We start from the raw sequence: 13,698 nt of genomic DNA, 5'->3' as shown, positions 1-13,698 counted from the left end.
GCCGCACACGGCACACGAACGGGAACAATCGTTCCAGAATGGATCAAGCACGTCGGCCCTGCCCGGCCGACCCGACCGGGTAGGGGAAGGAACTCGAAGTCGATCCGCCGGGGTTTCCCCGTCACGTACTCACTCGAACGACAACCGCGGAGCGGAGAATCACGCCCGATCGGCGACCGTGGTGCCGTTCGGGACCGGTTTCACCGAGCGTGCCGTCAGCGGGAGCACTCCCGCACGAACCGCGCGATCGCCCCGGGTATCGCGACCGGGTGAGTGTGGAGGTAGGAAGCGTGCAGCCTGTCGCGCACGAACCCCTCGGTAACCACACCGTCGTCGCGCCAGAACCAAGCCGGGTTTTCCCCGGCCGTCCGGGTGAGCACGGTGCGGTGGAACTCGTGCCCGGAGACCCGGCTGCCCTCGTGGAACAGCACCGAGTCACTCGCCGCCACCGCCTCCCGGTAGCCGAGCGTGAGCCGAGGGGACATCCGCGCGTCGACGTCCAACACCCCGCACAGCGGATATCCGTCCAGACTCCGCGCCAGGTACAGCAGGCCCGCGCATTCGGCGTGCACCGGCAGGCCGTCGGCGACACGGCTCGCGATGTCGTGACGCAGTCCCTCGTTCGCGGACAGGTCCGCGACGTACTGCTCCGGGAACCCACCGGGCAGAATCAATCCGCTGGTGCCCGCTGGCAATCGCTCGTCCCGCAGCGGATCGACCACGGTGACCTCCGCACCCGCGGCTCGCAGCAGTTCGACGTGTTCGGTGTAGCCGAAGGTGAACGCCGATCCACCCGCCACCGCCACCCGAGGCGACCCCGCCGTCAGCTCGCTGTCACCGATCGCGGTTTCGGGGCGCCACGGCTCGACGGACATTCCGGAAGCCGAAGCGGCGAGTGCGGCCACCGCGTCGAGATCGACCCCCGAGGTGACGATCCGCGCCATGCCGGCGACGGCGTCATCGGCCCGTTCGCCGTGCTCGGCTGCGGTGACGAGGCCGAGGTGGCGCGAGGGCACGTGCAGCTCGTCGGCACGGGCGAGGACACCGAGCACGTTGATCCCCACGGAGCGCGCGGCCTCCCGCAGAATCCCCTCGTGCCGAGCCGAACCGACCCTGTTGAAGATCACACCTCCCAGCCGCAGTCCCGGTTGGAAAGCACGGAAACCGTGCAACAACGCGGCCACGCTCTGGCTCTGCCCCTTGGCGTCCACCACGAGCACGACCGGAGCGTCCAGCAAGGAGGCGACGTGAGCCGTCGAACCGTAGGGCGGCACTTCGTCCACGGAACCGAGCCTGCCGTCGAACAGCCCCATGACACCTTCGACGACGGAGAGGTCCGCCCCCTCGGCACCGTGGGCGAACAACGGGGCGACACGACTCTCCCCGACCAGGACGGGGTCGAGATTACGACCCGGTGCACCGGTGGCCACGGCGTGATACCCGGGATCGATGTAGTCGGGCCCCACCTTGAAGCCCGCCACCTTTCCGAGTCGCTCACGCAGCGCCGCGAGCAGTCCGGTCGCGACGGTGGTCTTGCCGTGTCCGGAGCCCGGAGCCGCGACCACGACGCGCGGACGAGCGGCACCGGTCACCGTGGCCGAAACCGACCGGCTCACCACTCGATCCCCTTCTGCCCCTTCTGGCCGGCATCCATCGGGTGTTTGAGCTTGCCGGTCTCCAGTGCCAGATCGGCGGCGTCGAGCAACTGCTGCGGAGCACGCCTGCCGGTGATCACCACGTGCTGGAATCCCGGGCGCTGCCGCAGGGTTTCCACCACTTCCGCCACGTCGACCCATCCCCAGTGCAGCGGGTAGGTGAACTCGTCGAGCACGTAGAGGTCGTGCCTGCTCTGCTCGATCCGGCGGGCGATCTCGTGCCACCCCTCCAGCGCGGCCTCGGCGTGGTCCTGCTCCGTGGAGCGTTTGCGGGTCCAGGACCAACCCTCACCCATCTTGTGCCACTCGACCGGACCGCCTTCGCCGGTCTCCTCGTGCAGCCTGCCGAGCGCCCGGAAGGCCGACTCCTCGCCCACCCGCCACTTGGCCGACTTGACGAACTGGAAAACCCCGATGGACCAGCCCTGGTTCCAGCCGCGCAACGCCATTCCGAACGCGGAGGTGGACTTGCCCTTCATGTCACCGGTGTGCACCGCGAGCAGGGGACGGTTGCGACGCTGCCTGGTGGTCAACCCGTCGTTCGGTACGGAGTTCGGTTGTCCCTGTGGCATAGCAGGATCTCCAAGCGAGTACGGTCGTTCGCTCCCACGAACCGATCGGGGGGCGTGGACAGCGGGAGGGTGTGAAGTGGGTACCACGGTCGCGTGCGGAGGGTTCGGGGCGGCCGAACCACGAGCGGACACCGGTCTCGTCATCGGGTGGCGGGTAACGCGCCTCATCCACGGACCGCGCCTCGTCCACGGACACCGAGAGAACGCCCTCGCACTCAACCGGCCTGGGGGTGCCGGGAGCGCGAGGGCGCTTTGGTCCACCCCTGGGGGTCAGGTGGACACCACGCATTGTATCAGCAATCGCCTCCACACCGTGCACGACGGTGCGCTCCCGACGGAACGGAGTCACGCGAGCACCGCACCGGCTTCCCGTGCGGCGCGCACGACTCCGGCGACGTTGTCCGCGGAGAGCTCCTCCAACCGCAGGTTGGGCGCTCCGAGCACGTGCGCCAGTCGATCGGCCATGCCGAGACGCACCGGCCCGTTCTCGCAGTCCACCACCACGGAGGCCACGCCCATCTCGTCGAGCAACGCGGCCGAACGCATCGCGTCGTCCACGGCGCGACGGCTACGCGTGGCGGCGTTGCCCGCGGCGTCGACGCCCACAGTGGCCTTACCGTCGGTGAGCACGACCAGCAGGGGGCGACGCTGCGGATCACGCATCCGCTCGGTACGGATCACCTTGCGAGCCGTGAGCAGCCCACCCGCCAGCGGCGTCTTGCCGCCGGTCGGCAGCCTGCGCATGCGAGTGGCAGCGGTGTCCACCGACGAGGTCGGTGGCAGCGCGATCTCGCCGTCCGCCCCCCTGAAGGTCACCACTCCCACCTTGTCCCTGCGTTGGTAGGCGTCGCGAAGCAGTGCGATGACCGCGCCGCTGACGGCGGACATCCGCTCCCTGGCAGCCATCGACCCCGAGGCGTCCACGGCGAAGAGCACCAGATTGCCCTCGCGTCCTTCGCGTACGGAGTGGCGCAGATCGGTGGCGTGCAGCCGCAGGCCGGGTCCGGAACGTCCCCGGGAACGCTGGTGTGGCGCCGCGGCGGCCAACGTGGCGGGCAGGTGAACACCGTGACCGTCCACCGCGGACGAGCGCACGACCTGGCCGGTACGGGAACGCGACCGCGAACGCCGTCCCGGCGCACCTTCGCCGAGGCCGGGAATCTCCAGCAACCGAGCCCGGAACGTGGTGTCCGACGCCTCGGAAGTCCGCTCTCGTGGGGCTTCACCGGAGCCGTCGGAACCGTTCCCGTCCGAACCGTTGGCAGTGTTACCGGCGGCATCCTCGTCGGAAGGCGGCCTCCCCTCGGCCCCTCCCGAGGGGGTGTTGTCGGGTCCCTCGGGACCGTCCGGAGCGCCGGTGCCGCCACCCCCGGAACCGTCCTCGTCGTCGGGGCCGGCACCGGGGTCGTCGGGGCCGTCACCGGAGCCTTCGTCAGGGCCGCCACCGGGGCCGTGCTCGGAATCGTTCGACTCGGAAGCACCGTCCGAATCGGACGTGACCGAGTCCGCCGAGGCCTCCTGCCTTTCGGCGTCCTGTTCGGCATCGTCCAGGGCCTGCCGCAACTGCTGCTCGTCCATCCCCGGCTCGTCGAACGGATCGCGCCGTCGGCGGTGCGGTAGCGCCAGCCTCGCCGCGGCTTCCACATCCGCCGCGGCGACGGCGTTCACTCCCCGCCAGGCCGCGTGCGCGACCGCGGCACGCGCCAGCACCAGATCGGCGCGCATACCGTCCACCTCGAACGAGGCACACACCGACGCGATCCGGCGAACCTCGGAGTCCGGCAGCTGGACGGACTCGACCCGGGAGCGGGCATCGGCGATGCGTCGCGCGAGCTCGGCGTCCTCCTCCGCCCATTCCTTCGCGAACCCGACGGGGTCGGCCTCGAAGTGCAGTCGACGACGTACCACCTCGGTACGCGTGTCCACCTCGCGCGAGGCGGCCACCTGCACGGTCAGCCCGAAGCGGTCCAACAGCTGGGGACGCAGCTCACCCTCTTCCGGGTTCATGGTGCCGACCAGCAGGAACGACGCCGCGTGCGACAGCGAGACCCCCTCACGCTCGACGTGGGAGCGGCCCATGGCGGCGGCATCGAGCAACAGATCGACGAGGTGATCGTGCAGCAGGTTGACCTCGTCGACGTAGAGCACCCCGCGGTTGGCCGCGGCGAGCAGCCCGGGCTGGTAGGCGCGGACTCCCTCGGTCAACGCGCGTTCGACGTCCAGCGATCCGACCAGGCGGTCCTCGGAAGCCCCCACCGGGAGTTCCACGAGCCGGGCGGGACGACGAGCACCGGCCGTCGCCTCGTCGTGCGGCCCGTCGGGGCAGTCCGTGTCCGGCTCGGCGGGATCACAACCGAAGCGGCAGTTCTCGACGACGTCGAGAGCGGGCAACAGGGCAGCGAGCGCACGCACGATGGTCGACTTCGCGGTGCCCTTCTCGCCCCGCACCAGCACCCCGCCGATACGCGGGTACACCGCGTTGAGCAGCAACCCCAGTCGCAGCTCGTCGTGCCCGACAACCGCGGAGAACGGGTAGCGCACGGTGGACTGTGCCGATGTGGCAGCGGTCATCGCTGGTATTCCTTCCTAGGGTCTCGGACGCCCCTGGTTGCGGAACGCAGCAACGGCAGTGTCCTGACTCCCGGATCGACGCGCTTCTCCGGCCTTCCCGGGTGATTCCCGGTGGCCATTCGTGGGAGAACCGCTCCCCGGTCACAGTGGCGCCGGCCGTGCCGGATTCACACCGGCTTCCTGACCGTTGCTCGCTTGGACCACGTCGCATCCTCGCAGAAGCCCGTTCGGGCACCAAACGTCGTGCCCTATCGCGTTACTCCCGTCACTGTCGGGTCCCGATGCATGTCGATGTGCGGTATCCCGTCCTCCTCGTAGGGCTCGCCGTACTCGACGAACCCGAACGACCGGTAGAACCCCACCGCGTAGGTCTGGGAGGAAAGCACCGCGTACGACTTGCGGACCTCGGCGACAGCGGCACGCATCAGTTTCTTGCCGAGACCCATTCCCCGGCCGGAGGGGGCGGTGCACACCCGTCCGATCCGGAAGGAGCCGTCGGGTTCCTCGAGCAGTCGCAGGTATCCGAGCACGCCGGAATCGGCGGAGTCGATCCAGAAGTGGCGGGTCGCCCCTTCGAGGTCACGACCGTCGAGTTCCGGATAGGGACAGTGCTGCTCGACGACGAAGACGTCCACGCGCAGCCGCAGCATACGATAGAAATCCTCCGGGGCGAGATCGGCCGTGTAGGCGCGCTGCACCGCGGTGGCGAGGGGATGCGGGTTCACCCTCCAGTACCTATCACACCGTCGCGTGATCCCGAGCTGTCGTGGCGTGCGGAGTCGGCCATGCCACGTCTCGACGGAGGGCTCCACGCGGAGCGGGGCGGAACAGTTACGTTTACTTGCTTCGGTTCGCGGCCACAGGAAGGGACGAAACGTTGAGCACGGGAACCTCGACGGCACTACGAGTGCCCAAGACCGAGCTGCACATCCACATCGAGGGCGCGCTGGAGCCGGAACTGACGTTCGCTCTCGCCGAGCGCAACGGCATCACGCTGCCGTACGCGGGAGTCGAGGAGCTGCGCGGGAAGTACGAGTTCGGTGACCTGCAGTCGTTTCTGGATCTGTACTACACCGGGATGAACGTGCTGCGCAGCGCGGCGGACTTCACCGAACTGGCCGATGGCTATCTCGCCAGGGCGACGGAACAGGGGGTGCGCCACGCCGAGATCTTCTTCGACCCACAGGCACACACCACCCGAGGGGTGGCGCTGGAGACGGTGCTCGACGGGCTGGAGGCATCGTTGTCGAGCAGCGAGCGCCGCTTCGGGATCAGCACCGAGCTGATCGCGTGCTTCCTGCGCGACCGGGGCAGCGAGGAGGCGTCTCGGATGCTGGACGAACTGTTGGAGCACCGGCAGCGCATAATCGGCATCGGCCTCGACTCCGCGGAGCTGGGGCATCCGCCGGGAGACTTCGCGACAGTGTTCTCCCGGGCCCGGCAGGCGGGACTCCGGCTGGTGGCCCACGCGGGCGAGGAGGGACCCGCGGAGTACGTCTGGCAGGCGCTGGACGTGTTGGGGGTCGAGCGGGTCGACCACGGCGTTCGGGCTCTCGACGACTCCGAGCTGGTCAGCAGGCTGGCGCGGGACCGTGTCCCGTTGACGGTGTGCCCGCTCTCGAACGTAAGGCTGCGCGGCGTGGCGAACCTGCGGGAACACCCCTTGCCCCGGCTGGTCGACGCCGGTGTGATTGCCACGATCAACTCGGACGACCCGAGTTACTTCGGTGGGTACGTGGGTGACAACTTCCGGGCGATCGAGCGGGAGCTCGGTTTCGGCGAGGCCGCACTGCGCGAGTTCGCGCGCAACTCCGTCGAGGCGTCGTTCCTCCGGGACAGTCGACGCGAACAACTGCTGGCCGAGATCGAATCGACGTGAATCCATCGGTAACGTGACCTCGGTATCCGCGTGACCGGACGTGGGGCCGCGCTCCGGGGCGATCACGCCGGCGGCGGGCGCCTCTCCGGGGGCACGTGCCCGCGTTCACCGCGGCGGAGTGGCCGTGACGGGTTTTCCCGGAGCGGGCCGCTCCGCGTCAGCGGGCGAACTCACCGGACGGGATTCACCGCGATGTCGCGGATCCTCGCCGCGTAGGAGGAGAGTCGCGTGTAGACCCCCGGAAAGCCGGGGCGGGCACAGCCGCTTCCGTAGGAGACCAGGCCGACGAGTCTGCCGTCGACCACGAACGGCCCTCCGGAGTCACCGCCGCACGCGTCCTTGCCTCCGTCGGGGTACCCCGCACAGAACATCGACTCGCGTTCGAAACCCGGATACGCCCGGGAACACCGGACGTCAGACATCACAGGGACCCGCACCGAACGCAGCACCTGGGACGTCGGTTCCGACTCGGCGGTGCGCCCCCAGCCGTAAACGGTGCCGGTGGTCCCCGGCCGGTACCGCTCCCGCTCTCCGGCGTCCACCAGTTTCAACGGTGGCGCGGACACCCCGTTCCGGAGGGTCAGCACGGCGACGTCGTCACCACGGGTGAAGTGCTCGTACCGCGAGTGCCGCCAGACACGTTCGACCGCGATCACCTCACCCTGCCGGGTTCGGAGATCGCTACGGTCGAGCACGACCCGGATGTCGGTGGCACTCCTGGCCGCACCGGTCGTCGGATCGAGCGTGCAGTGCGCCGCGGTGACGACCTCGCGAGCGGAAACCAGCGCACCCCCGCAGAAGTGAGCCCCCGAGGAGTCGGTGAGCGCGACGGCCCAGGGCGCGGCTTCCGGGGCGGTCGCGGTACCGCCGACGATTCTGGCCCGCACGTCACCGCGACCGGTCATCGACTCCGCCTGAACCACTGCGGTGGTTTGCACGCTCCACAGCAACGGAACCAGGCAGCACACGAGCACTCGAAGCCGACGTCGCAACGGTCGGTTGGCTCCCCTGCGGGAAGGGCCGCCGTGAACACGCAACAGTGGCCTCCAGTTCTGCCCGAGTGTGTCGAATCCACGACGGAACGTATCCGCTGGTGTTGCACCGAACACAGGAGGGACAACTCACAGCTGCGGCGTAATTTTTTTCGTTATACTCGGATTCAGTCGAAAAAGTTGCTTCCCGATCGGACTTTGCGCGGCATTAATCCTGAAATGCCAACTGGGTGGTCCGGCAAGCAACGAGACGGGCTCCACGATCTACCCCCGAACGTGTGAAGCCTGTCGCCCACAAGTGACCTCTTGTCGGTGAAACGTGTGTCGACGACCCGAATCGGCCACGGTCGCGTACGGAAAGGAACGGCATGCTGCTGGATCCGGGAACCCTGCCGGGCTTCGTACTCATCAGCACGGCGGTGATACTCACCCCCGGCGTGGACACGTTCCTGTTGCTTCGCACATCGATGAGGTTCGGGACACGCCCGGGGCTGTACACCCTGGCGGGCATCCACACCGCGAGCCTGGTTCAGGTGGCCCTGGTGATCTCGGGCCTGGGAGCACTCGTCACCAGCAGACCGGAAGTGCTCTCGGTGCTGAAGTGGGTGGGAGCGGCTTATCTGATCTATCTGGCAGTGACCATCCTGCGCGGACTCTGGCGCTCCCGGCACGGCGACAGCGCCGACGTTCTCGGTGACGCCCCGGCCACGCCGGATGCCAATCCGTACCTGCGTGGTCTGCTCAGCAACATCACCAATCCCAAGATGCTGCTGTTCAGCCTGGCCTTTCTGCCGCAGTTCGTGGGATCCGCGACCAGTCCTGCCCTGCAGCTGACAATGCTCGGGCTCGTTTTCCTGGCACTGGCCGCCGTATGGGAGCTGGCGATCGTACTCGGCGCCTCCCGGGTAGCGGGCCGACTGCGGAAGCCGAGCATCCGCAACTCACTCGACGTGGTCAGCGCGGCGGCGTTCCTCGGGCTCTCCGTGGGACTGGTCGCCGGTTGACCGCTCCGGCACGAGTACCCACACGGGCAACAACCGCTGCCGGAGAAACCCCGGGTAACCGTGACCATCGGCCCGCTGCCGGGCCCGGTTCGACTCAGAGCCGGGCCCGTATCCGATCGGCATAGGCCGCCACCTCGGTATAGACCCCCGGCTTTCCCGGACGCGCGCATCCCACGCCCCAAGAAACGATGCCGATGATCTTGTCCCCCACGACCAGCGGACCTCCGGAATCGCCCTGGCAAGCGTCCACTTCCCCATCGGGATATCCCGCGCACACCATCGCCTTCGGTACGAACTGGCGGTCGTAGATCTCGGCGCACTCGGCGTCGCCGACCACCGGAACCGTCGCCCGGCGCAGGATCTCCGAGTTCTGGCCTCCTTCGGAGCGGGCGCCCCATCCCAGCACGGTCGCCTCGGTGTTGTCGCCGTAGAGCTCGTCGCTCGGATCGGCCAGTTCCACCACCGAACGTGATGTGGATTCACGAAGTGTCAGCACCGCCACGTCTGCCCCTCGATAGGGAGCGCTGTAGTCGGGATGCACCCAGAAGTCGGCCACCCCCAGGACCTGACCCCGCTGACTGCTCTTGTCGGCACGCCCGGCCACCACGCGGACGTCGGAGGCTCGACGATCGATCACACAGTGCGCCGCGGTCACCACCTTGTTCGAGGCGACCAGCGCCCCGCCGCAGAACTGCTTTCCCTGGGAATCCATCAGATAGACCACCCAGGGGTACTGCTCGATGTCGGCGGGTTTCCCTCCGACGATCGGTGCGGCCGATGCCGTGTTCAGTTCGGGAGGTGGTTGCTCGGTGGCAACCGTGGTCGTGGGCAGCACCACCCAGAACGCGAGAGCCACGAACAGCACCGCCGGAAGGTTGGGCCACAAGCGTCGTCGCATTCAAAGCTCCCTGTAGCGGTCACCGTCTTCCGGAGCGGTGCTCCGGGCAACGGAAAACGATTACCGGGTTTCGCGCATTGGTGGTCGTTCGTAACCGGGCCGTCGCGGCCAGTGTCCACGACCTCGCCGCTGACGGCTCACAAGCAAGCCGAAACTGGACAGTGACTCACCTGATCGAGCGACAAAATGGTGTTTCCGGCACAGCACTGGGGAACAGCGCGGCGCTGGAGAACGACCCGCACCGGTGGGAGCTCGCCGGGAGTGGCCACGACCGATGCCGGAGCGGTGATTACGGTGGAAGCGGCCGATCACCGGAGAACGGCGATTCCGGCCGAGGTGTACCGAAATCCGATCGACGAGAAGGGTAGACGCAATGAGCCTGGAGCGTCCCATCGATCCCGATCCCTACAGTCTGCTGCCCGAAGTGCCGTCGTTCACGGTCACCTCGAAGGACGTAACCGATGGACAAGCCATGTCCAAGGCCCACGCGTACGACGGCATGGGGGCCGGCGGCGACAACGTCTCGCCGCAGCTCTCCTGGCACGGCTTCCCCGAGGGCACGAAGAGCTTCGTGATCACCTGCTTCGACCCGGACGCCCCCATCCCCGGTGGGTTCTGGCACTGGGTACTCGTCGACGTCCCGGCCTCGGTCACCGAACTGGCGACAAGTGCGGGTGACCGAAGCGGCACCGGCGTGCCGGAGGGCGCCTTCCACGTGCGCAACGACGTGGGAGAGCACGCGTTCGGTGGGGCGGCTCCCCCGCAAGGTGATCGCCCGCACCGCTACTACTTCGCGGTGAACGCGGTCGACAGCGCGAAGCTCGGTGTCGACAGCACCGCCACTCCGGCCGTGGTCAACTTCATGCTCGCCTTCCACACCCTGGGGCGTGCCGTGATCGCGCCGACCTACGCGCACTGAACGGCCCTTCGGCCCGGTTGTCGCGAATCACCCGTCGTGCGGCCCCGGCTGAGGCACGGGGCCGCACGACGACGGTGGCGACACTTCACAGCGCGCGGGAGGTCCCCGGTTCCGCCGCCAGGGGACTCGGTTCGGACCGGACCAACGTACGCAGCCGGTACGCGGCATACCCGCCACCCAGTGCCAACGCCCAGGGCAACGCGGCGACCGGGGCATCGAGCGACAGCGCCGTGGTGGCCACGGCCAGTCCCATTACTGAGTCCAGCAACCGCGGCAGGAACACCGCACGGGACATGCGGCGGGTCACGAGCTCGGTGGCATAGGGCAACCCCGCCGCCCACAGGGCGAGATAGACGACCCAACCGAACACGGCCCCCGCATCGACGCTCCTGCCGAACAGCGGAGGAGCGAGCAGCAGGGCCAGCACCGCGGACAGCAGCCCCGCCACGACCGTTCCACCGCACAGCGCCCCGGCGGCCCTTCCGATCAGACGCGGGTCACGTCGGTCACCACCCCGCTCGCGCGCCGCCAATTTGCCCAGCAGCAGACTTCCCGAACCGTTGATCACGACCTGCACCGGAGCGACCACCAACCGGGCGAGTTCGAGCACGCCGACGGCCGCCGTGGAGATCAGTCCGGCCACCAACAGCCTGGCGGCCAACAACGTCAACGGACGCAGCCCGGACTGCAAGGCGCGCCACACCGCGAACCGGGCCAGTCCCGGCAGTTCGGTGATCCCCGGTCGCAGCCCGCGCCACTCGGAACCGGGCAACTGCCACAACCCGAGCGACACCGCGGCGAACGCACCGCAGCACATCGATCCGAGCAGCACCTCCGGGGTGGGTTCCCCGCTCGCCCCCAGCAACACCGGCAGCGCCAACGCGGTGACGACAAGCGAGCACACGTCGTTGAGCAGCAGGGCGCGGAAGGATACCCGGACCACGAACAGCCTGCGTACGGTTTCGGCGGCCAGTTTGCTGCCCACCAGCAGCGCGTACGGGACGGCCAGGCTGATCCCGCCACCGGAGAACGTCAGTGCCAGTACCAACGCCCCCGACACGCACAGCGCGGCCACCAGCAACGCCGCGCTGACCAGTGCCGCGCGGTATCGGGGTTCGTGCCGGTCGAAAACGGTGAAGCTGTCGCAGACGAAGCCGATGTAGAGCGCGTTGGCCCCGACGAGCATGGCGAGTAACACCGCGAAGACACCGTACTGGGACAGTCCCAGCGAAACGGCCGCGACCACCTGGACCAGCAGGCTGGTGGCGGCGGTGACCCCCTGCGCCGCCACTCCGGCCATACCGTCCCGCACCTGGCCACGAAGCCATCCGGGAGTTCGACACGAGGTCACTGTCCACCTCGGTGAACGGTTGTCGCGGAAACTCGCCCCGATGTCTCGCCCTGCTGCTCGTTGTGCTGCGCCGTCGTCGGGGAGCTCTGGGAGGCGAAGGTGAAAACGTAACCGGCGATCTTGCCCCCCAGCAGTTCGATCCGTTCCCGCGCCCTGCGCAGCGCGGCAACGGAACGCTCCTTGCGGACGGTGAGCACGACTCCGTCCGCGGCGGGGACCAGCGCACTGACCTCCGGGGCGGACTCCAGCGGCGGCAGATCAACCAGCACGAGATCGTAACCACCCCGGGCTTCCACCATCGCTCTGCGCAACAGCGAGGAACGGAAGTAGTCGGGAGCTCCCTCGCTGGCACGCCCGGCGGGAATAACGCGGAACTCGATACCGGGTCCCACCTCGATGACCCTGGTGGAAGCGTGCACGGTCGCCGCGCCGGTGGCGATGGGGGCCATGCCGTACCAGTCGTTCTGCAGCGCGACGTTGTGCGAGAGCTCCCTGGTCCGCACAGCCGCGTCCACCACCAGCACCCGCAGTCCGTCCCGGGCGGCGGCTCCCGCGACCTGCAGCACCGTGGTGGTGGCACCGTCCCCGGCGGAGACTCCCGTCACAGCCACCAGCCCACCTCGGACGGTGTTGCGCAGCACCGAGGAAACGAGTCGGTAGGACCCCAGCGGCGGCACCACCAGGTTGTGCAACCGAGCGGTCTCTCCCTCACCGAGTGCTTCCACCTCACCCAGCAGTGGTTCGTCGGACAACCGCGCGAGGTCAGCGGCATCGCGTACCCTGCGGTTGCGATCGGCACGCGCCCAGGCGACCGTCGCGGCCAACAGCACTCCCACCGCGAATCCGACGACCGCGTCACGCAGCAGGGCGGTGATGACACCCGAGGAGTCGGTAACAGCTTTGTCGACGAAGGACACACCATCGCCGAACTGGCCGGAGGCGATTCTGATATCGGTTATGCGCTGGTCCAACTCGCTGATGGTGCGGCTGGAGGCCGAATCCACGCCGGAACCGGATTCGGCGATGTCGGCGACCAACTGTTCACGTCGGTTGCGCAGCGCCTTCAACGTGCTGTCCGCCGCCGCGGATACCTCGGCCCGGGACTCTCGTTGATAGGCGGTCACGACGGCGTTGGCGATCTCGGTGGACCGTTCGGCATCGCCTATGTCGACCCGCACGAGAATCGAGTCACCGTTGTCCGAGGCGCTGGCGGTGACCGCCTCACGCAGTTCCTTGATCGTCTCCTGCCCGCCGAGCCGTTCACGGGCGGTCCCCAGGGTGCGATCGGAGGTCACGAACAGCGCACGCTGGTTGACATAGCGCACGAACCCCGATTCACTCGTGACCTCGAAACCCAGCGCCTGTGCCGAGTCGGGGGCCTTGAGCACGATGCGGGCCTCGGCCACCCCGGCACTGCCCACGGTGAGCGCGACGATGACGCTGACCAGGACGGTGCCGACGACGATCCCGAGCGAACTCAATCGATAGCGCCATAACGCGCCGAGAATGTTCGGGGCGGGCAGGGGTTCATTCATGCGAGCTCCATTCGACGCGTGAGCGTTCGCCGGGGAGGGTCACGATCGAGCTGCTCACCGCGACGACAGGCTCGCGGTACGGCGCCACCGAGCACGATAGCCTCCCGTTCGTCCCTGACCGGTGAGCGGACGATCCCCCGGTCCGACCGGTCCGAAGTGTCCGAACGACATCCCGGTCGGCGCGCTCCGACGGGGAGCTTACGCCGATCGCGGGGTCACGGTGAAACTCCCCGACGCGAACACCATGATTACGATAACGGTGTAACGAACAGCGCCCACTTGACGAGTATCCGGACACGTCCGAGAGTCTGACGAATCGCGA

The 13,698-nt window shown here is 68.3% G+C and carries 11 protein-coding genes and 1 riboswitch; of the genes, 3 read left to right on the top strand and 8 right to left on the bottom strand.

Features of this window, described 5'->3' with window-relative positions; translation table 11 throughout:
• Positions 1 to 215 precede the first annotated feature (215 nt).
• The 4 genes from J2S53_RS01405 to J2S53_RS01390 form a co-directional block, all read right to left on the bottom strand.
• Positions 216 to 1,619, bottom strand: coding sequence for a cobyrinate a,c-diamide synthase (locus J2S53_RS01405; protein ID WP_456239411.1), 1,404 nt, complete (start codon positions 1,617 to 1,619; stop codon positions 216 to 218).
• Entirely contained in the window at positions 1,613 to 2,227 is a 615-nt protein-coding gene (cobO, locus tag J2S53_RS01400) for a cob(I)yrinic acid a,c-diamide adenosyltransferase (protein WP_092924513.1), read from the bottom strand. The genes J2S53_RS01405 and cobO overlap by 7 nt, the downstream gene beginning before the upstream one ends.
• Before the next feature lie 345 nt (positions 2,228 to 2,572).
• Entirely contained in the window at positions 2,573 to 4,798 is a 2,226-nt protein-coding gene (locus tag J2S53_RS01395; protein WP_456239410.1) for a VWA domain-containing protein, read from the bottom strand.
• 36 nt (positions 4,799 to 4,834) lie between these two features.
• A riboswitch (cobalamin riboswitch) is annotated at positions 4,835 to 5,003 on the bottom strand.
• A gap of 43 nt (positions 5,004 to 5,046) precedes the next feature.
• Positions 5,047 to 5,523, bottom strand: coding sequence for a GNAT family N-acetyltransferase (locus J2S53_RS01390; protein ID WP_456239409.1), 477 nt, complete (start codon positions 5,521 to 5,523; stop codon positions 5,047 to 5,049).
• Positions 5,524 to 5,675: 152 nt separating this feature from the next.
• On the opposite strand from J2S53_RS01390, the gene J2S53_RS01385 reads away from it, so the two are divergent.
• Positions 5,676 to 6,677 (top strand): adenosine deaminase, encoded by a 1,002-nt coding sequence (locus J2S53_RS01385; protein WP_456239408.1) that lies wholly within the window; start codon positions 5,676 to 5,678, stop codon positions 6,675 to 6,677.
• A gap of 170 nt (positions 6,678 to 6,847) precedes the next feature.
• On the opposite strand, the gene J2S53_RS01380 is transcribed toward J2S53_RS01385, so the two are convergent.
• Positions 6,848 to 7,615: a S1 family serine peptidase gene (locus tag J2S53_RS01380; protein ID WP_456239407.1), complete on the bottom strand. Its 768-nt coding sequence runs from the start codon at positions 7,613 to 7,615 to the stop codon at positions 6,848 to 6,850.
• 422 nt (positions 7,616 to 8,037) lie between these two features.
• Here J2S53_RS01380 and J2S53_RS01375 point away from each other — a divergent pair, with 422 nt between their 5' ends.
• Positions 8,038 to 8,673: a LysE family translocator gene (locus J2S53_RS01375; RefSeq protein WP_130466827.1), complete on the top strand. Its 636-nt coding sequence runs from the start codon at positions 8,038 to 8,040 to the stop codon at positions 8,671 to 8,673.
• 94 nt (positions 8,674 to 8,767) lie between these two features.
• On the opposite strand, the gene J2S53_RS01370 is transcribed toward J2S53_RS01375, so the two are convergent.
• Entirely contained in the window at positions 8,768 to 9,571 is an 804-nt protein-coding gene (locus J2S53_RS01370) for a S1 family peptidase (protein ID WP_456239406.1), read from the bottom strand.
• 373 nt (positions 9,572 to 9,944) lie between these two features.
• On the opposite strand from J2S53_RS01370, the gene J2S53_RS01365 reads away from it, so the two are divergent.
• The gene (locus tag J2S53_RS01365; RefSeq protein ID WP_456239405.1) at positions 9,945 to 10,490 is read left to right on the top strand and encodes a YbhB/YbcL family Raf kinase inhibitor-like protein; all 546 of its coding nucleotides are present in this window, start codon (positions 9,945 to 9,947) and stop codon (positions 10,488 to 10,490) included.
• Between the two features lie 85 nt (positions 10,491 to 10,575).
• On the opposite strand, the gene J2S53_RS01360 is transcribed toward J2S53_RS01365, so the two are convergent.
• Positions 10,576 to 11,841 carry a hypothetical protein gene (locus J2S53_RS01360; RefSeq protein ID WP_456239404.1) on the bottom strand — a complete coding sequence of 422 codons (1,266 nt, stop codon included), beginning with the start codon at positions 11,839 to 11,841 and terminating at the stop codon, positions 10,576 to 10,578.
• On the bottom strand, positions 11,838 to 13,376 hold the full coding sequence (locus J2S53_RS01355) for a cellulose synthase operon protein YhjQ/BcsQ (RefSeq protein WP_456239403.1): 1,539 nt from the start codon (positions 13,374 to 13,376) through the stop codon (positions 11,838 to 11,840). Before J2S53_RS01355 ends, J2S53_RS01360 begins: the two co-directional genes overlap by 4 nt.
• Between the last annotated feature and the right edge of the window lie 322 nt (positions 13,377 to 13,698).

This window comes from Actinopolyspora lacussalsi, from assembly GCA_030803735.1.
GTDB lineage: Bacteria > Actinomycetota > Actinomycetes > Mycobacteriales > Pseudonocardiaceae > Actinopolyspora > Actinopolyspora lacussalsi.
Note: the sequence above shows the minus strand (reverse complement) of the source record. Positions and strands in the feature narration are given on the sequence as shown.

Coding starts and splice junctions, on each gene's coding strand:
- J2S53_RS01375 (WP_130466827.1), top strand. CDS start 8,038: ATGCTGCTGGATCCGGGAACCCTGCCGGGCTTCGTACTCATCAGCACG.
- J2S53_RS01370 (WP_456239406.1), bottom strand. CDS start 9,571: ATGCGACGACGCTTGTGGCCCAACCTTCCGGCGGTGCTGTTCGTGGCT.
- J2S53_RS01355 (WP_456239403.1), bottom strand. CDS start 13,376: ATGAATGAACCCCTGCCCGCCCCGAACATTCTCGGCGCGTTATGGCGC.
- J2S53_RS01395 (WP_456239410.1), bottom strand. CDS start 4,798: ATGACCGCTGCCACATCGGCACAGTCCACCGTGCGCTACCCGTTCTCC.
- cobO (WP_092924513.1), bottom strand. CDS start 2,227: ATGCCACAGGGACAACCGAACTCCGTACCGAACGACGGGTTGACCACC.
- J2S53_RS01365 (WP_456239405.1), top strand. CDS start 9,945: ATGAGCCTGGAGCGTCCCATCGATCCCGATCCCTACAGTCTGCTGCCC.